Origin of the sequence: Bradyrhizobium sp. NAS96.2 (assembly GCF_001908235.1) — a bacterium.
Classification (GTDB): domain Bacteria; phylum Pseudomonadota; class Alphaproteobacteria; order Rhizobiales; family Xanthobacteraceae; genus Bradyrhizobium.
The window spans coordinates 34070-53609 of record NZ_LGHK01000012.1 but is presented as its reverse complement, the minus strand read 5'-3'; the positions used below and the strand labels follow the sequence as shown (position 1 = coordinate 53609).

10 protein-coding genes are annotated in these 19540 nt (G+C 59.5%); 6 read left to right on the top strand and 4 right to left on the bottom strand.

The window, feature by feature from the left end; all coding sequences use genetic code 11:
* Positions 1–51 precede the first annotated feature (51 nt).
* The 3 genes from AC628_RS45095 to AC628_RS02465 all read left to right on the top strand — a co-directional run bounded on the left by AC628_RS45095 (position 52) and on the right by AC628_RS02465 (position 6673).
* Complete coding sequence (locus AC628_RS45095; RefSeq protein ID WP_245320993.1) at positions 52–4848, top strand: Ulp1 family isopeptidase; 4797 nt, start codon at positions 52–54, stop codon at positions 4846–4848.
* 109 nt (positions 4849–4957) lie between these two features.
* Entirely contained in the window at positions 4958–5257 is a 300-nt protein-coding gene (locus AC628_RS02470; protein ID WP_074125184.1) for a hypothetical protein, read from the top strand.
* A gap of 372 nt (positions 5258–5629) precedes the next feature.
* The gene (locus tag AC628_RS02465) at positions 5630–6673 is read left to right on the top strand and encodes a GSU2403 family nucleotidyltransferase fold protein (protein ID WP_074125183.1); all 1044 of its coding nucleotides are present in this window, start codon (positions 5630–5632) and stop codon (positions 6671–6673) included.
* A gap of 757 nt (positions 6674–7430) precedes the next feature.
* Here the strand turns inward: AC628_RS02465 and AC628_RS02460 are convergent.
* The 3 genes from AC628_RS02460 to AC628_RS02450 form a co-directional block, all read right to left on the bottom strand.
* Positions 7431–8234, bottom strand: a complete 804-nt coding sequence (locus AC628_RS02460) for a hypothetical protein (protein ID WP_074125182.1) — start codon at positions 8232–8234, stop codon at positions 7431–7433.
* Positions 8231–9424: a DUF3800 domain-containing protein gene (locus tag AC628_RS02455; protein ID WP_143201408.1), complete on the bottom strand. Its 1194-nt coding sequence runs from the start codon at positions 9422–9424 to the stop codon at positions 8231–8233. The genes AC628_RS02460 and AC628_RS02455 overlap by 4 nt, the downstream gene beginning before the upstream one ends.
* A gap of 71 nt (positions 9425–9495) precedes the next feature.
* Positions 9496–10077, bottom strand: coding sequence for a hypothetical protein (locus AC628_RS02450; RefSeq protein WP_074125180.1), 582 nt, complete (start codon positions 10075–10077; stop codon positions 9496–9498).
* A 554-nt stretch (positions 10078–10631) separates the two neighbouring features.
* Between AC628_RS02450 and AC628_RS02440 the strand changes: the two genes are divergently transcribed.
* Positions 10632–15647 (top strand): AAA domain-containing protein, encoded by a 5016-nt coding sequence (locus AC628_RS02440; RefSeq protein WP_074125178.1) that lies wholly within the window; start codon positions 10632–10634, stop codon positions 15645–15647.
* A complete protein-coding gene (locus AC628_RS02435) occupies positions 15644–17128 on the top strand; it encodes a hypothetical protein (protein WP_074125177.1) in 1485 nt (494 codons plus the stop codon). Before AC628_RS02440 ends, AC628_RS02435 begins: the two co-directional genes overlap by 4 nt.
* 20 nt (positions 17129–17148) lie before the next feature.
* On the opposite strand, the gene AC628_RS02430 is transcribed toward AC628_RS02435, so the two are convergent.
* The gene (locus AC628_RS02430; RefSeq protein ID WP_074125176.1) at positions 17149–18579 is read right to left on the bottom strand and encodes a hypothetical protein; all 1431 of its coding nucleotides are present in this window, start codon (positions 18577–18579) and stop codon (positions 17149–17151) included.
* 93 nt (positions 18580–18672) lie between these two features.
* Here AC628_RS02430 and AC628_RS02425 point away from each other — a divergent pair, with 93 nt between their 5' ends.
* Complete coding sequence (locus AC628_RS02425; protein WP_143201407.1) at positions 18673–19440, top strand: M12 family metallopeptidase; 768 nt, start codon at positions 18673–18675, stop codon at positions 19438–19440.
* Positions 19441–19540: the final 100 nt, after the last annotated feature.

Genomic DNA, 19540 nt, shown 5'->3' with positions numbered 1-19540 from the left:
CCAAGCAAATCACAGGTTTCAGATAGGCCTATATTCCGAAAGTGAGAACGAATGGAGTTCCGGTCAACCAACTGGACGCGTCAGCAATCGGGCAGCGCCGGTCCGCAAGAGAGCTCACGGGCTCCGTCCGCAGATTCGGCGGCCTTTGAGCAGCAGCTGAGTGAAATCGGCAATTCAGGCGGTCCCGTGCTGATGCAGCCGCTCATCCATCAACTGGGGGGATCGGCATCGGAGGCTCAGCCCATCACGCAAGGGAGCAGGCCAGAAGATACGCCAGCGCCGGATAGTAGAGTTGATGGGGCGATGCTGGGCGGCTCGGCGCAGCCGATTCAGTCAGATGGGGTTTTGGTCGGTCACAGCAATCGCCCCGTTTACTCCCAAGATGCGCTCATTATTTCGAGGCTTGAGCCAGCCCTCATCAAAGGGAACGCTGCGAGGCGCACGGCAGGGAATCAGGTAAGCAATCTTCTCACTCTCGACCGCTGGCTCTTTGAAAACAAGAAGGGGACCATTGCTGCTCGGCTTGATGACCAGTCGCTGACGACTGACGTCGAGGAGTTCATAAAAAACGGCGGTACCAAGAAGGTCCGTAAGGCACTAGATCATCTTCGCACCTCCGAGACCACGGGCGGAGTCGTGCCGATTAGGGGCGTCGTTAAGTTAACTCCCTATCCAGAGGACGCGGCTCTCATCAGGCAGTACAAAAACGAAACACGAACCGCTACCGGCCAGAACAGCGCAACCGCTCTTACCAGGTTCAGTGACTACCTACGTGAGATGAACAAGCCGATCATTGCTGGTCGGCTTTCCGACAAGTCGCTGGACAATGATGTCGACGATTATAAGAAAACGCCCGGATATGATCTGAAGATCGTATCCGCATTAGGTCGTCTCCGACAATCCCAAGCGGGCGCACAAGCGATTGAAGTGGAGCGCCATATCCCGCCCGCTCCATGTTCTGAAGACGCGGTCCTGACGGAGCCGATGTTCATTGGGCACGACGCTACGCAGCACAGCTTGTCGGAGGAAGCTATCAGCTGGCCAGAGATCCTTCGTGCGGAAGGTCACGGTGAGGACCTTCCTTTGGAGTCGATGGACGAAGCCGCCCCCTCGTCGCCTTTCCAGTCTAGTACCCAAGCGGGCGCGTCGCCCGCGGGGCAGCCGCTCATCGTGCAACGGAGCGTGCAGGACCACTCGTCAACTCCGTATGCTGAAGACGGCGGAACGATGCTTGGCGTCTCGCTAGCGCAGTCGGCTCGGTCAGCTGAAGTGTACGTCGATGGCAGTATGCTCCCTCTCTATTCCGATGACGCATCCCTTATCCTCGGCCTCGAGGAGACCGTCGTTGGGTCCAATGGAGAGCCGTTGCTCAACTTAGCTCGCTGGCTCTTTGCAAGCGATAAGCCCGGCATTGCTGCTCGGTTGCACGACGACTCGCTCAGTCGGGATGCCGAAGAGTTCGAGAGAAGCTGTGGCTCCTCATCCGTCGTTACGGCCTTAGCTCTTCTGAGGGCTCCCCGGTCGGCGGACGTAGCTCCGCCGCGGGTGAAACGCGCTGTCCTGAATCCTTATCCCGAAGACGCGGCCCTCGTGGACGAGTACAAAAAAGCGCCTGCGGAAGGGGTCACTCAAGATAGCGCCAAGAGCTACGCAAATCTTCTTGCCGATTTCAGTAACTATCTGCGCAACAAAAACAGGCCGGGCATTGCCGCTCAGCTTTCCGGAAGGTCGCTGCATGAATTGGATAAGGATGTCGAGGGCTATAAGGACTCCGGTGGTAAGCGGAAGATCCGTACCGCACTGGCTCATTTTCTAAAGTCGCCGGCAGGCGTCAGAGCGATGGAGCTCGAGCGCCAGTTTCTCGCCCGTCCTGATCCCGGCGTGGTCCTGACAGAGCCGAGGCACGTCGGAGATGATGCTTCGCACCACAGCGCGTCGCTGGGAGCTGTGAGCTCGGCCGAGGTCCTCCCTGCGGACGGGTACGACCAGAATTTGGCTTGCGAGATGATAGACGAAGCCGCGCCATCGTCGACACTTGAGCCAACCGCGCAACTCGCTGCATCACTACCGGAGATGCAGCCCATCGTGCAGGCGAGCGGGCACGAATACACCCCCACGTCGCACGAAGGCCGAGCAGTGCCCGGCGCGTCCGCGCTGCAGCCAGGCCAGTCGCCTTGGGCTTTCGTCGGTCGCATCGGGGACCCCCTCTATTCCCGGGACGCATCTCTTATCGATGGACTAAGGTCAGCACTCATCAAGCGCCGCTTCCAGCCGCGCACCATCACCGATAATGTCCGCGCTCTTCTCAGATTCGGACGTTGGCTCCTTAAAAACAACAAGCCGGAAATTGCTGCTCGGCTTAATCACGAGTCGCTGGATGAAGATACCAAGGCATTCGACAAAACTCAGAACGGGTCCATTCTTACGGCATTAGGGCATCTCCGAGCCTCACAGTCGCAAAGCGGGGGCGCGCCAATCGCAATCCGCGCAAAATTGAATCCCTACGATAATGATGCGGCGCTCATTAAAGAGTACAAAGCAGCCGCCACCAAGAACCGCAAAACCACGAGCCAATACGCAACCGCTCTTAGCAAATTCAGTGAGTACCTCCGCACGAGCAACAAGCCAGGATTTGCTGCTCGGCTCTCCAATAAATCGTTGGATGAAGATGTCACGGCTTACAGGGAGGAGCCCGGCAGCAATCGGAGGATAGGTACCGCACTGTCTCACCTACGAGAATCGCTGACAGGCGCCCGAGCGATTGAACTTGAGGAGCCATCACGCGAAGAGGTCGTCATTAGCGACGAGCGAGACACACAAGACTCAGCGGAGTTGGGGGTAGCGGAGAGTTCCGGCGTTTTTGCGGATTCGCAAGCACTTCCCGCTGACCGCGAGCCCGGCAGGAGTAAAGTTGCGGCCGGGACCGCCGCACAGCTCGGCGCCTCGCAGAGGCCTTTCAACTGGCCAGAGGAGCTCCCTCCCAGGGAGGATGACCAGAGTGTTCCTGAGCAAACCTTAAGCTGGGCAGGGATGCCGCCAGCGGAGGATAACGACCAAATGTCTCTCGAGCCGGCTGCGAGTGGGTACTGGGCTCGCGACCCTGGCGAGGCCTTCCCGGCTCCGAGCTGGTGGCATGAGCACCGTGAGCACTCGGACGAGCTGTCGCATGCGCTAGATATAAGCAACCGTTTGCCAGGCGAAGTGGTAATCATCAACTATGAGCATGGAAGCGTGGATTTCACGCCGGCCAAGAGGCGGAGGATTTTCAGTCCGCAAAGTCTTGCCACGACCACCCAGTCGGCCAGCCAAGTTGTGATGACCGCACCGGCCGTTGTCGAGTCGCCCTATCCCGACGACGCGGACCTCATCAAGAAGTACAAAATGCAAGCTGCGACAGAGGGTACTTCAAGCACAGCTAACAGCTATGCGAGCCTGCTCATCGATTTCAGCCGCTACCTTCGTCAGAACAAGAAACACAGCATTGCTGCCCAACTTAACGATACGTCCGTCAATGAACTGGATCAAGATGCCAACCTCTATAGAGAGGCCGGCGGCTATAAAGCTGTCAATGCGGCGCTGGCTCATCTCCGGGACGGAGCGAGCAAACGCGTGCCCGCTCCCTTATACTCTGCGGACGCCTCCCTTATTGCAGGTCTTGAGCCCGCACTGATCGGCGCGGGGTACGAGGCGATCACGGCTAAATCCTTATATGTTCGTCCTCTGCGTAGATTCAGCCAGTGGCTTTTTGCAAACCGCAAGTCGGGAATCGCTGCTCGGCTCAATGATGGCTCGCTGGACCGCGATGCCGCGGGCTTCGAAAAAGACTGTAAGAGGCGAGCCGTTCCTACGGCTCTAGATCGTCTCCGGGACTTCCGGTCCGAGCGCGGAATTGCGCCGATCACAGTGCGCCGGAGGAACGCTGAGGGCGTCGCTCTGGAGCACAATTGGCCAGAGGAGCTCCCTCCGGAAGGTGACGATCAGGATCTGCTTTGGGGGATTGAGGAAGATGGCCCATCCTACGGCGTGACCACCCCTGAGCAGACGCGGGAGGTAGAACAAGCTCCACGGCAGGAACCTGCCGAGTCCACCTCAACCTGGTCGCTACAGATACCGTCGGACTTTGATTGGAGTATGTGGCCGGCCGGAGAAGCCGAGCCATCATTGCCTGTCGCGGCTCAGTCGCCGTCGACGCCGTATGAGCTGCGTGACGATGCTCACTATGCGTTTCCGCGAACACCGTCCGATGCTCTACTCGGGGCTTGGGTTCCGACAGCCTCGAGCCGGCAGTTGCTCGATAACATGGAATGGTTGGGCGATGAGCATATCGCGGCGGATTACGCACTCCTGTTACGGGACTTGCAGAAGGACAATCCGGATTTGGCGGCCCGGACGCGCCTCGTGGAGCCTGCAATAGCACATGTGCTGCGCAGGACCCTGAACGAGGACGTCCTCCTGGAAAACTTGCATGGGATCGTCAACGACCAGGATGGTAACGATACCGCCCGATTCCTGTTTCTGCCAGTGAACGATGACGAGGACGATGCCGGCCACCATTGGTCCCTGCTGCTCCTTGATCGCGACGCGCCGGAAGGGCCGGTTGCCTATCATTACGACTCCGCCGAGGGACGCAATCACACCCATGCAGCAAAGCTCGCAGAAGTGTTGCATGCCCGCCTCGAGCGACGCCCCATGGCCCAGCAGCAGAACAGTTATGATTGCGGCGTCTACGTGGTGGATGGCACGCGAGAGCTGGTTAGCCAATTGTCGCAAGGACAACGGCCAGAGCTGCTAAACCTCGACAACCTCGTCGCGAATCGGCGGGCACTGCAAAACCGTCTTAGGGGCTGACCACTCTACGGTTGATGGACGCTCCCAACAACTCGCAATGTGAGGACGAACACTTCATACAGCACATCGCGCCGGTGCACTTCGGTGCCGTCATCGAGGCCCTCAGAAGGTGTGCACGAAGCGCTATTCGGGACAGATTCCGACGAAGATCGTTGACGCCCCCGATGTCTGGGCGGCCTTTTCCGAGGCCGCGAAGGCGCTGGTCGACGGTCTGCGGATTCCGGAAGACCGGAAACTCCTGCTGGTCGACGCCGTCGGGCGCACCAACAGCATGCCACACAAGGCGTTGATGGAGAGCATCCTCGACCGGATGGGGCTCCGGATCGGCGACGCTGAAAGCGCGGCCTGGCGTCGAGTATTATCAGGAACTCCTGCGGAGCTGCTCCGTCCGCGGACGGTACGACGCTGATCTTCGGGTCGACTTCGCCAATTACGAACGGTGGCTACCGAAGCATCTGAGAGAGACTTTCAAGCACTACGAAGAAGGCGTCCCGCTCCGCATAATCGAAAACGAAGCAGTCGATCTGGTGCCCTCTTTGGGCGACCGGGAGTTGGCGGACCTGATCTACCAGTTGAACCGTGATGTTGCATTGGCGGAGGAAGAAACCGATCGGCGTGCGCTTGATCGGTGGTTCGATGGAGGCGGGTAGCGAGGTGACTGCGAGTTCCCGGTTTCAACAGTTCGGTGCTATTTTCGATGGAACTGTTGAAACTATTGATTTGAAATGATAAATATCGTTTCAACACCCAGGGTCCAAAATCAGGCCGGATTGTTGAAACCATGGATTTTCAAGAGCTTAACAACGACCAACGTCGCGAGGTGGTCAATAGCCAGCAACGCTTCCAGGCCTTGAGGGACGCCAAGGAGGCCTACGATGCCCATCGGGGTTCCCTGACCTGGATGGAGTCGAAAGGCCGCGAATACCTCGTCCGGAGCTACTACGACAAGGCCCGCCTCAGGAAGCAAGCCTCGCTCGGCGCGCGTTCGCCCGAAACTGAAAAGATGAAGGCGGACTTCGAAGCTAAACGTGCTGCTGCAGAAGACCGTGTGAAGAACTTGCGCGATACCATGGATCGACAAGCCGCGGTCAATCGTGCGCTCGGCTTGGGCCGCGTTCCGTTGATTGGAGCCCGGATCATGCGCGCTCTCGACGGCTTCGGAATGTTGGGTTCTGGGATTCGGATTCTCGGGACCAACGCGATCTACGGTTATGAGGCCTCTTCGGGCGTCAGACTCGATCCGGGCTTGGCCACGACGGAAGACATCGATCTGCTGTTCGACGCGCGCGGCGGGCTTACGTTCGTCGCAGACGACGACGTCTCTGAGTCATCGCTCATGAAGATACTCAAGCGAGTGGACACCAGCTTCGAACGCGCCAAGCAGACGTTCCGCGCTGTAAACCGGGACGGCTATCTCGTCGATTTGATTAAGCCGATGCAGAGCCCACCCTGGAAGAAGGCTCCAGACAAGATCGGCTCGGACCCGGAAGATTTGACCGCCGTGCAAATCGAAGGACTTGATTGGCTGCAGAATGCTCCCGCGTTCGAGGCGGTCGCTATCGACGAAAAGGGCGAACCGGTACGCATCGTAGCTCCGGATCCGCGGGTTTGGGCCGCCCATAAGCTTTGGCTGTCCCGTCGGGTGGACAGGGAGGCGCTCAAACGCCAACGAGATGCAGCGCAGGCTGAAGCCGTAGGCGCTCTGGTGGCAAACTATCTTACTCACCTCCCGTTCGATGCAGAGCAATTGAGGATGCTTCCGAAAGAGGTGGTGGACAGCGCGGCGCCTCTTTTCGCCAAGAAAGATGGTGCTGCGCGAGCCTAGCGGCCAGGGTCAGCCACAACGGCTCCGGCATATCCGGCGCCGCCGATCATCAGCGGCACCATGATGATGATCAGCATGCTGCTGCTCATCGACATGCTGCTGATGATGATGCCGACATCATCACCGGCATCATCATCATTCCCAGCAGCACCAGCACCACCAGCAGCAGCACGACCAGCACCAGATTGAGCATCGGCGCCGCCGGCAGCCCAGCGGCTGCTGGCGTCTAAGCTATCGAACGGCTTGCGATCACTGCGAAATCGCTCACGAACGCACGGCCAAATCTTTGCGGCGTTAATGTTCAGTTTTCAGGCTTGGTCACGGATTTCGACGACGGGGCGTCGACTTACAGAATCGAGTCGTTCTTAAAGCCCGCAATCGAGTCGCTCTTATAGTCCGAGCGATTCGTTCTTAAAGTGGACCAACAACCCCCTTCTCCTTGTCGGGACCAATCGAAAGCGAGTCGCCTAAGTCATTGATTTTTCATTGGGCGCCAAAAATTCGCGAGTCGAAAAAGCAAACCTTCGCGAGTCAATTTTTCCGATTTCCAAAGAATTGCGAGTCGGCACCTAATGTAGAGTACCAGCCTTCGTCGACTCTACTAGATATGGTCCCTCTGAAAACGGCCGAGGCAAGCTGTTGCTAAAGCGCCGAGTTCTTCGTGCGCGGCTCGGTGCAGACGATCGCGACGGCGTCCACCACTCCTCGACAGCGAAGCCGAACAGAACCACTTCGCGGGTGGCGTTCAGTGAGGCTACTAAGCGAGCCACTTCAGAACATGCTCTACGCGCCACGCCAGCAGAGACCCGGCATCGACGTCGTATCGGCGAAGCAGACCTGTGACGACCGCGTCGTTCGGCGACCATTTGCCGAGATCGCAACCCGACTCGACGAACCGTGTATTCCAGACCAGCGAGCCGCTGAAACCGGCGGGATCATCGTGTTTAACGCGATCGCGGACTCCATGGTCGGTTCCTTGAGTGACGGTCGTCTTGCCCGGCTCCCAGAACATTTCAAAGACGTTTGCGTCCCCGGATTGTCTTATCTCTTGGGAACAGTAGCCGGTGAGAATGACGTCGGCACCCAATCCACTGATGTAAGCGACGTTCTCGCCGGCGATCCCGCGGAAAAAGAGCAGTTCATCCGGAACGGGGTCGTGGCGCGCCGCAAATCTCGACATGGACACAGGCTGGGCGGTGGACGCGATCTTGCTCCATTGGCCTGCGTCGATCGGAGCGAATGCGGCATCGACCGCGGGGCCGGGGTCCGCGCACCAGATGCCGGGCTGGATTTCGGTGCTGTCGCCATGATCGACGTAGTGGGCGTGGGGCTGGCAGTCGGCCACGTGCGCGCATGTGAGGACCTTGACGCCGTCCTTCTCGGTGAATGTACCCGTGCCGATCTTCGTACCAGCCATGATCGCCACGTGCGGCCGCGTGATGACCTTCATCCGATCCGTGACGTTCTGCTTGCAGAACTCCCAAATGGCGTTCGCGCTGGTGCAGTTCAATTTCAACCTCCGCACGTTCAAAAACGGCGACAGCGTTACCTCCAGGGTCAACGTTCCCGTCCGGATCCGGTCATCCTCCCAGTACGGCTGGACGTGTAGGCGGGGAACGTCGTCTTTCCGTATGCGAAGACGAGCTCCATCCCGTCGAGCGCATCGAGCCCACGATCTGCTCGATCGGCCAAGTCCTCAAGCACGAGCCAGTTTATGGCTGCCTCTGCCTGGTCCAGGTCGATGGCGCTGTAGTCGGGAAGGACGCAGTCCTCGTGGATGTGCCGCTCGACCATCTCACCGAACGCGGCCATCTCCGGACCGCCGCCGGGAAGTGCTGCGGTCACCCCGGCCAGCAGATCCGCGATCTGCACTCCCGCGTGCCCGGCCGACGACGCGAAGGCGATCGGCTTCGACATGTTCCAGGTAAGAGTGCGGCTCTTGCCGAACATGTCGACGCGAACAGTGTCGGGACGATTGATCATCACGTCGAATGCCCCGGCCAGCGCCCGCAGCGGCTTCGAGTCGTCGCAAACGACCTCCAGAAGCGGGTGGCGGTCGCCCCAGGCCGCTAGATGGCTCGGAACCGCCGATCCCGTCAGGTCGAGTATCCATTTGCCGCCCGTCAATCCCTGCAGGTCGCGCGCTTCTCGCGCGATGACGACGTTGTAGCCGCGGACAAAGCGGAGGATCTGCTCGATCATGGGGTTCGCGCCGTGAGACCCGAATAGGGTTGGTGCATCCGTCGGATCCAACGAACGCATGAACGCCTCGAATTCGTGTGCGAACACCTCGAGTGACTTGTCGTGCATGAGCATGAAGAAGAACATGGCGACGAACTGGTGGAAGTTGTGGCGGTAGAACAAGGCGTTGTTCGTCTGCAGCACCGGTTCGAACAGGTATTCGAACAGTTTCGCCGCGAGGCTGTAGCGCTTGTCGTACAGTGTCACGATGTAGCGTCCTTCGATCTCGCGGAGGACGTTTTCGATCAGGGCCCTGCCGCGTGTCGACTTCAGCAGCTTGGCTGCTTTCAGTTCCGGCATCTGGACAGGGTGCTTCGCGCGGACGCGTCGGATCAACGAATCCGCTTCGGCCAGCGTCAGATCGTGTGACGCGTAGCTGAACATGGGCTGGTCCGGATCCAGCAGATTGTTGCCGGTAAATCCGGCTTCGTCGCAGGAGATCAATCGCGGTAAGGCAACTAAGGGCTTGTTCATTTTTATAGCTTCAACTTTGACGATATGGATGCGCACCTTGAAAGCCGGCCATGCCGGCCGGCGACCGACGCGCCGACGTCTGGGGACGCGAAATCTTCTTGCAGCGATCAGGATCGCTTCGCAGAACCGCCGCGTTTGGCCGGGCGGCCGGCGTAGTGATCGAAGACGCGTTTAACGTGTTCGTCGACGAAAGCGTGTTCGTCCGTCCATTCGAGGCCGAGTTGATCTGCCAAGGTCAGAAACCCGGGACCGGGCACGGTGCGCCCCGAGGTCTTCCGGTGCACGATGGCCGATAGAAGTATGCCGTTCTTCTCGAAGCTGACCTCGGACACCCGACCGAGGACGGCTCCGACCTTGGTGCGGTCGGCCGGCACGGTCCTAGACATCCCGAGCGCATTCATGACGCGCTCGTAGTAGACGACGGTGCGGCTGGCCGCGGCCTCCTCGAGGCATTCCCGCGCAATCTTTACCTGGTGTTCGAAGGCTTCCGCCAAGTCGATAAGGCCGTGCGCCAGGATGCAGCGCGTATTCTTGATCTTGATCTCCTGGAGTTGTTTGGCGGCAACCATTCGCTCAATGGCCGCGCGGCTAACGCCACGAAAGTCCGCAGCCATCTGCAGCGAAACGACCGCGAGCTTCGGGTTGAGTCGCAGAGCGTCGATGTAGTCGCTGACGCCGTTAAACACCATGATGACAAAGCATATTTGTTATGTTACAGATTTGCTATATAACGAACTTGTGGCGATGTCCACTGCTGTTCGCAGCCTCGAAACCTCCTTTGCGCCTCCCTTGTGAAGCTCCATCTTCACCTGCCGGCCAAGGTTGCGCACCATGCCTGGTTCGATTTCTCTCGTTGGCGCGGAATACGGACCGCGCGTGGTGGCGTCTTTGGTTTTCGGCGATTGCCGGCGGGCGTCCGATCTGGACCTTTTGGGGCGGCACGGCGCGTCTGCTGGTCGCCGTCGGGGGCGGTTGGTGCGCCGTGCGAATGCTGGGCGCGGGCGAGGGCGCACTTTTCGGACTTGTGGTGGCTTCCTACGTGGCGTCGGCCATGATGTGCATGGCCGTGACTTACCTTGGTCTGAACTGGCGGCTTTGAGAGACCGAGGAGTTGCCGTCTCCTGAACGTATCGCTTGGGGCGGGTTCGACCAGAGGGTGATTCTCGGGCTATTGGCAATTCGGAGCATTACCGGTCGCGGTCAAATATCGTAGGCGTTACGGACCGTTGGGGGGCGGTGCGTTATGGACATTAGAAATCAGGGCCAAGGCGTTCACGCGCGCGAGATTCACGGTCTCGGCCAGCTTCAGCTCCTGCCGAGCCATTGGTTCGCCTATACGAATCTCGAGATTTCCATCGGACCGGGGCAGTACCGCGAGATCGACGCCGTGATGGTCACCGATGACCGCGTCCTGCTCGTCGATTTGAAGGACTGGAAGCACCGCATCACCTGCGGGGAAGGTCGCTGGTACCACGACGACCTCGACATGCCGTCGCCCGTCTCGAAGATCAGGTTCGTCGCGCACAAGGTCCTCGAGTCGTTCCGAGCCTACCTGCGCGAGTACAACGAACAACGCGGCGAGGGTGCTGCGAAATTGCGGGCACCGCTCATTCAGGGCATCGTCGTGCAATGCGGGCCGGCGTCGCTGGATGAGATCGTGGACAATGAGAAGTCCAGCGCGTTCATGCTCGACGACTTCATGCGTTTCATCGTTGCCATGGACACGCGGAACTCGCGTCTTGGAGCGTCGCCGCATGCCGATCGGCGAAATCCTCTGACAGCCGCGGCAAGCCCGTGGCGTGCGTTCTTCGCTAAATTCTTCAACGCGTCGGACGGGCCTTTTAGACCAGGAAAACGGCGCTACGGCACATACCGGGCGCTCTCGGACCGGCCGAGCTTCGTGCACCGGGATGTCGCATTTCAGGAGTTCGACGTCGAAGACGAGAACGTCGGCGCCTCGACAGGCCTTCTGCGGCGATGGGACTTCTCGCGGCTGGATACGCGTTTCCAAACCGAGACGGGACGACACGAAATCGCGGGTCGCGAGCGCAAGGTGATAGCTTACCTTAACGATCGCAACCCCAACATCGGAGCCATGATCCTCCAGCCGAAAGTCGACGACGGAGAACGCGGCATCGGGTATTGGGAAGTATTCGAGACGCGGCGACGTTTAAAACGACTTTCGGACTTCGCCACGACGGACGCCCGGCATCTGGCTAAGCTCGAGAGGCTCGAACTGGTTCGCCAGTTCTTGGCGAGATTGAAGGCCATTCACGAACAGGATGCGGCACACCTCGATATCGGGCAGCACAGCGTTTGGATCGAACCTCCGAACCTCGTGCGGTTGTCTCATCTGTTGGCGGCTAGAATCGACGACGTAGAATCGCTCGGTGAGCGGCGCTATTCATTTCTATCTTCCTCCAGAATACCCGACGAAGCCGACGGAAACGCCGCCGACCCCAAGTCCAGGGATTGCTTTCTCGCCGGCCTCGTAGCCCACCAGATGGTTTTCGACGCGGTCCCTTCGGCTGCAGCGGCGGGCGTTTCCCCCAAATGGGACAAGGCAGTCGATCCGGAAAATTCGTTTCAGGCGATTCATGCCTGGTTCGAGAGATCGCTCTCGTGGACCGGCAGCGAACGTTTCGCCGACGCCGCAGCGATGCTCGATGCGTTCAATGCCGCCGCCAACGAAGCGCTCCCGGCCGGGCAGACATTGGCCCGGTTGGAGCGATACCGCGTCTGGAAGACGCAACGCCAGATCTCGGCTGAATTGCCGAGCGAACGGGACATTTCGTCGGACGACTTCGCTGAAAGCTGGGTGAGCCGCTACGAAGGTGCCCAGGTTTTTGTCAAGATGTGGAAGAGCTCGGCGTGGGGCGGGCGACAGAGCGAGCTCCCTCGCATCCTCGATTTCATCGAACGTGCGGACTATCTGCGGATCTCGCCTCCGGCAGGGTGCGCCCCCATCCGCAAAGTCGCCTGGATGTCGGACGCAATCGTGGTGTTGCGCCAATGGCTCGATTTTCCGACGCTTCAGGAAACGATAGCCAGCAAAACCGGACCTCTAATATCCGCCGAAGGTGGCCTGCCACTGATGGCGAAGCTCTGCCGGCTGATGATCGATCTCCACGAGAGCGGGTTCGCGCACGGAGATTTGAAGCCCGCCAACATTCTCGTACCCATTGATCCGGAGATGGCGCCCGTTCTGATTGATTTCCTTGAATTCTCGAGCGAGGCAGACGGGGATGTTGTCTCTTCGGCTTACGCGCCGATGTCGGGCGGAGATCGGTTCGCCAGAGATCGCTTCGCGCTCACCAAGATCGCAGAAGAGATATTCCTGGTTTGCGAGATCGAAGGAGCGAACGCCATCGCATTGGCGAAAGCGATACGCGACTGCAGGGAGGGACCGCCTGCCAATGCGACGCTACTGCCGCTCCTCGAGTGCATCGAAAAGATACTTGCCCCCGAGGTCGTTGCACCAAAGCCGATCGTACGGATTTCGATCAAGAACGCCGAGCCGGGCCCGGTTCTGCCGGATGAAGGCGTCTTCGGTCTAAGACTCGGACGCGGCGGCCCGGTGTTCATGCTACGCGGCGCGACCGAGGAAATCATGGTGAAGCTGTCGGCGGACGGGCGTCCCGTCGCCGCGTGGCGGAAGACACTCTCGCAGCAGCAGGTCGCCAAGTATTCGCGACACGAATTCGCTCGATTGGAGATCGAACTGCACGTCGTTTCGTCGACTAGAAACGACTTCGACGACTTGCGTCAGATTTTGGATGACGCCCGGTTCCAGGAAGCATGGCGGACGCGCAGCGGCGCGTTGGTCGAGGCGGACGCGCCGCTTGAGGTCCAGCAGCTCGAGGGCGCCGAATTGCAGGAATCCGCCGGCGGCGACGAGAGCGGCGATCTGGCGGAAGATGCGCTCGCCACGGAAATCGAGTCCGAGGCTTCCGCCTCGGAGGTCGACGTTCCCGCTTTATGGCGATCGCTCCTGACTGCCGAGGAGGATTTCTCCGTCGAGGGAACGACTGCGGGCGAGAGCGTCTATCGGCGGGAGACAGGGCGGCACGTCGTCCCTTTCGAATTCGAACAAGGCGAACTGAACTTCGACCGCGAGGACAAGGTTTTCGTCGAGCGTTTCGACCGTCGCCGACAGATATGGCGCGAAATCGGTCTTCTCGACATCGAAAGGTCCCGCCGGGCGACTATCGTGATCGATGCGAGCCGCCGGTTTCCGGACGCGCGCGATGGTCTCATCTCCGACGAAACGAGGCTGCGGTTTCTGAGCCACTGGGAGACGACGAGCCGTTCCAGACGCGAAGCGGCTTCCGAGCGGATTCTCGGCGGCCAGAGCATCGTACGCGACCTCATCGATACATTCGACGTAAGAAGTGGTTCGCTACCGACGGTCTCCGAAAGCATCGTCACGGCGGATGAGGTGAAGACCGAGTACGGTTTCAACGACACGCAAGCGAAGGCGTTCGAGTTCCTCACGCGGGTCCAGCCGGTCGGGCTCCTTCAGGGACCGCCGGGGACAGGTAAAACGAAATTCATCGCTGCCTTGGTCCATTTCGCCCTGTCTAAAAATCTTGCCCGGAATGTCCTGCTGGCCAGTCAATCGAACGATGCCGTCGACAACGCCGCAGAGGCAGTGCTTTCGCTGTTCGGTCCAAAGGCCCGGCCAGCGATCGTGCGGGTCGGACAGGAAGGCTCGATCTCAGATCGTCTTCTGCCGTACCACGCTGCGCGGGCTGAAATCGGATATAAGCAGAAGCTTCAAGCGGACCTGAAGAATCGAATGAGGATCGCGGCTCGCAACCTCGGTCTTTCGACCGCCGCGTCAGACGACCTATTGCGTATCTATCAATCAATCTCTCCCGTCTGGACCAAACTTCGCGAAGTGGTCGAGATGGCGGAGGACGACGACGACAAGCGCTCGGCCGGGCTGCGGCGAACAATCCTTCGAATGGCCGCAAGAGTCGGCGCCGCTGAGCGGGAAGTCGAGACTGCGATGCGCAAGGGACGGCTCATGGATGCGCTCCTCGAACATGCTGCATCAAGGCATGAGATCGCAAATCTCGACGTCGCGGACCGCTTCGCGTCGATTTTCAAACTGACCGCCGACCTCATCGGGTCCGCATCGACTCCGGAGAGAAGCTTTGAGAGTTTTTTGGCAGGTACCCGTCAGATCGTCGCAGGAACCTGCGCGGGTCTCGGCCGCACCTCGCTGGGGCTGCGTAAGACCCCATTCGACCTGGTCGTCGTCGATGAAGCCGCGCGTTGCACTTCGAGCGAACTAGCCGTCCCGATCCAGTCGGGTCGCTGGATCGTGCTCGTCGGCGATCAGGCGCAACTTGAGCCACATCACCGGCCCGAAGTGATATCCGATGTCGCTGTGGCCACTGGACTGCCCAAGCGGGAAATCGTCCGCAGCGATTTCGAGCGCATCTTCGACTCGCCATACGGCAGGGAGGCGGGTCGCAAGTTGACCCAACAGCATCGGATGCTCGCTCCGATAGGCAGGATGGTGTCGACGTCGTTCTACGGAGACGAGTTGACCCACGAACGCACGAATCCGGTCATTCCGGCGAAGCATCTGCCGAGGCTGTTGGACAGAGCCGTTACCTGGGTGGCGACGGACAATCTCCGCCTCAGATCATTCCAGGATCCCGACCCGAAAGGCGGATCGAGTCTGATCAACAATGTAGAAGCCGACGCCATCGTGAAGCTCGTGAAATTCTGGGACAACGATCGGGCGTTCCGGCCTTATCTCGATAGAACGCCGGGTTCGACGCTCGGCATCATCTGCACTTACGCAGCTCAGCGAGACCTTATTCGGCACCGATTGCGGCTGTCCGGCCTCAGCGAAGCGATGAAGTCGAACGTGACGGTTGGGACCGTGGATAGTTATCAGGGCAAGCAGAACGCGATCGTGATCCTTTCGCTCGTGCGCAACAACGACAGTGGTCGGGAAGAAGGCATGCAAAGGACGATCACCCAAGGCTTCATGGTCAGACCGAACCGCATCAACGTCGCCTTGAGCAGGGCGATGGACCGTCTGATCATAGTCGGAGCGCGGACGAGATGGCCGCTGGACGGGCCTATGAGCCGCGTTTCCCAAGCGTTCGCGCGCGAACTTTCTTCGGGTCACGGGCGCCTCGTGGATGTGGCGAGGCTCCACGAATGGAATGACAACACTCATCCGCCACGGCCGAAGGGTTCGAAGGGCGGCCAACCGGTCCGCGGGAGGAAAAGGTGAGTTCCAGCAAACCGAAACTTTCGCTGCCAAAAGGCGTCAGAGCGCTCGATTACGACGAGCCGTTCGACGTCGCGGTGTTCGATCTCCTGTTGCCGTGCAGGACTTTCGAAGTGAAACACAAGGTGACGGAGTCCGGCCGAGTGTCGATGACCGCGGAGTTTCTGCTCCGCCTGCTTCGCGCCTCAGATGGGTTCGACGAGACCGATTTCGAACTGTTCTTCGGATTCGACGCCGCCGAGCGAAGCTTCGTCCTGCGAGAGGCGGAAGAGGCCGGGTACGTGGAGCGAGAGGACGGCAAGCTTTGGCTCACGGAGGTCGGACGCGGTCTGTTCAAGGAGGGCGAAGACGAGCCGGTTATCTACGAAGTTGAGCAGCGGGTCGTTCGAGCCGGCTTTGATCTTCTCTCCTTCGCTCCAGCCGTCATGGAATCTTTCAGTAAATTCGATCAATGGCTTCCCGAGCTGAAAGTCGCGGAGACGGCGCGCGCGGCGGCCGCTAAAGACACTGTCCGCGATAAATTCCGTCGCTTTTACGGAGAGTTCTCTTCGAGGACGCGCAACAATCCGCAGAAGCGAAGATTTCTCTATTCGGTCGATCACGTCGAACCGGGCAATCGCTTCAGCAACGTTGTACGCGTCGTGGTGAAATCGACGCTTCGCCAGCCGAGCACGATCGAACCCGATCTTTCCGATTGGAAGGTAGGATACGAGATCGAGGATCGCGGCGAAGTCGTGGATAGCTGCGCGTCGTTCCTCACTGGCCTTTCGCGTGATCGTCACCCTGGAGATATGAGCGGCTTAAATCTCTTGAGCGAGGTCGCTCCCGAATTCATGGCCTCGTTCGCCCGGGGTGGAGCACTAAGCCCGAGCCTTCTTCTCAGGCGCGGCGTAGGTTCAGGTAGCGGCACGGAAGCTTCGGCCGCTCCGGCCTTCACGGACGCGATCGCCGGCTCCCTCTTTACCAATGCAAACTTTCTCAAGATAACCGACGCACTCAAGAACGCGGCGGATCTGCGAAAGTCGCGGCCTAGCTCTTGCCTCTGGCTGCTACCGCAAACGGCGGCGTGGGGCGCCACGCGAGCGTTGCCGGCTATATTGGACCGTATATCCGACCGACTTGCCTTGCCCGACCCGGAAAACAAAGTCGAAGAACCACCTCGGACGATAGCGTTCGTCGCGGGAAGGCCGGCAAAGCTTGTCGCAGAAGCATTCGACCTCGTCATCTCCGGGCACGACGTTGCCGGCATTCCGCCGGGGCTCGAGATCCTGCTCGTGCCCGGCCTGGTGGCAGCGATCTGCGTCCATCTCCCGATAGAGGCGACACGCGCGTTTCCGACGCCCGTAGGCTTGATCTCGTTCGATGACCACGTCGTCGAGCGAGTCCGGAGCGTGCTGGAGGAATGCAGCCGTTCTTTCACCGTTGCCGGCAACGGAATGAACCTGACGGAATTGCGATCGATGATAGAACGGAGTCTGGACTGAATCAGGTCCGTCGATCTCCACTAAGGCCGTGAAAGCAGCACTGTCGCATTCTGAATCAGGCGGGCCTGCTCGGCAGTGATCTTGTCGCTCACCGTGCGGGGGCCGAGAGCGAGCTGGAGAATATGGGTGCGCTGTCCCTGTCCCGAGGCCGCAGGACCGTTTAACGCGGGTCCCTTCCACTGGATCATGGTCCAGCTCGGCGTGACGCTGGCTCCGTAGGCCAGGACGAACTGGACCGAGTGCAGGACCGAGTCGATCGGCGGATCCGGATTGACCCCGATCTGCGCCGCGATCTTCTGAACGGCTTGCGCATGCTCGGCGATGGTCTTTGCGCTCTTCGCGAAAGAATCGGCATCATTCATGTCTTTCGTGACGTTGGCGGCGTCGACCTGATAAGCCGGATTCAGAGAACTCAGGTCGTCGAGCCGCTTCTGGGCGTCCTCCCGGATGAGCGACAGTTTCGGCGGAACCGTCGAGGCGTCTGTAAAGTCGGTGGCGGTCAATGCCGCCAGCTTTCGGAGCTGCTCGGCGGCAAGCGCGATAGAGGCGTTCACTTGCTGCGTAGCCACGGGAGCGTACACCATTTGCTTATACCGCATCGCCTTCAAAGCGGAACGCACGGCGGTGTTGATCGCGTCGACATCGTTCACGCTGCCTTGGGCGGCCAAAATCGAAGCCTTGACCGCGGTGTAGCCATCCGTGATCTGCTTTCTGAGTTTTTCTTTCTCCTCGTCCGTGAGCGGTGCAGCCGCGGGCGGGGCTCCCGCTCCGATAGACTTTGGAGGAGCCGTAGCGCCCGGTGCTGTCGGCGCCTTCGACGTCCCTGGTGCCGGGTGGAAACCGGCCAGGAGCTCTCGACCCTCGACGGGATAGAAAGCCGAATCCACCCACTCCTTCAGTCCGAGATTGCCCGCCAGTCCGAGCTTGCCGGTCTCGATGCACCGCATTTCCGGAGGATAATCCGGGTTTTGCTCTATTGCTCTGACGTGCGCCCTCCATGCGCGTAGCTCCTTCAGAGCCAGCGAGAAGCTGACGACTTCGGTTCGCGTAGCCTGTTCACCGAGGTTCGCACCTACGGCGACCGTGAAAAACTGGGGAACGGCGCTGATCGAGTTGGTGGTCAGCGAGGACGAACCGGCGTCGAAGTTGAAGCCATTTCTTTGATATTTCGTATAACTGCCGCTCGGAGCTACGCCAGCTTGCGTATTCGCCTGGAGCGTGAGGTCGGCCTTGAGCGTCCAATCTTCCAGCCAGAGAAATCGGGGATCTCTCAATTTCTCGTCGAATGCGTCCGCTACCTCGCATTTGACGCGCTGTACCACGTTGGCGATCAGAACATTGCTTTCGGCATGATCGATGCCGCCGGTGGCCTGTTCAAGAGTGGGCACGACCGCGCACCCGGAAAAAAGTAAGGATAGGACAAGCGCAAGAAAATTTCGCTGAATGATCATAAATGCCCCCTGACGCGACAAAACGACCAATGGTAGCATACCGTACGAAACACACCATTGCCTTCTCGGCTTGTCTCTATTTGGAGTTTGATTTTGCGATTTAGGAATCGCCTCTACGCGGTCGCCTTCATCGAGCTCGCTTTCGCGGCGATCCTGTTAGGATTGTTCGAATTCTTTTCGGACCTCATGTTCAAGCCTCAAATGAGGATCGACAAGACGAAGGTTTGGCCGATGCTCTCCATTCCGGTCTGCTGGGAGGAAGATTATCCCGACTTCGCCAACGAGAAAAAGTGGGCTCAGAACTCCGTCCATCAACTCCTTGAACTCAACAGCGACTACAAATTCGGGGATTGGTCGAAGCGCTGCGGAGCGGGCGACGAGAATGCGATCCGTATTGCGGTCGCGGACGAATGGCCGCTGACGGACATCGGCTATAGACCGCGGGGATCTGCCGGCCCGACTCACCTCAGACTGAATTTCAAGTTCGCCGCCTGGGCGCCGGCATGCTCCTCCGAGAAAATCGGAGCCGACGGAATGTCGATACGAGAGCACTGCATCCGTACGATCGCGGTTCACGAAATGCTTCACGCGCTCGGCGCTCTCCATGAGCAATTGGACCCGAAGCTGAAGGAGAGGGATCCGGATTGCTACAGGGTGTACGATCCGATCTTGATCTGCGAAGCCGGCGATGACCAGTGCGGGCAGCACCCCGTGGCACTCACCGCGTACGATCACGATTCGATCATGAACTACTGCAGGAATGGAGCGAGCGGGAATTTCTACGACCTTCCCGTCCAACTGTCGGATGCCGATAAGGTCGGACTAAAGGCGCTGAGCGCGAAGAGCGGAATGTTCGAGTAAGGGTCCATTCAGACGGGGTAAAACATCGGATTGCCGCTCGCGGTCGGGTCCGCAGGGACCTCTTCCTGCATGACATCCCAATGTTCGGCCACCTTGCCGT

Coding starts and splice junctions, on each gene's coding strand:
- AC628_RS45095 (WP_245320993.1), top strand. CDS start 52: ATGGAGTTCCGGTCAACCAACTGGACGCGTCAGCAATCGGGCAGCGCC.
- AC628_RS02465 (WP_074125183.1), top strand. CDS start 5,630: ATGGATTTTCAAGAGCTTAACAACGACCAACGTCGCGAGGTGGTCAAT.
- AC628_RS02450 (WP_074125180.1), bottom strand. CDS start 10,077: ATGGTGTTTAACGGCGTCAGCGACTACATCGACGCTCTGCGACTCAAC.
- AC628_RS02440 (WP_074125178.1), top strand. CDS start 10,632: ATGGACATTAGAAATCAGGGCCAAGGCGTTCACGCGCGCGAGATTCAC.
- AC628_RS02430 (WP_074125176.1), bottom strand. CDS start 18,579: ATGATCATTCAGCGAAATTTTCTTGCGCTTGTCCTATCCTTACTTTTT.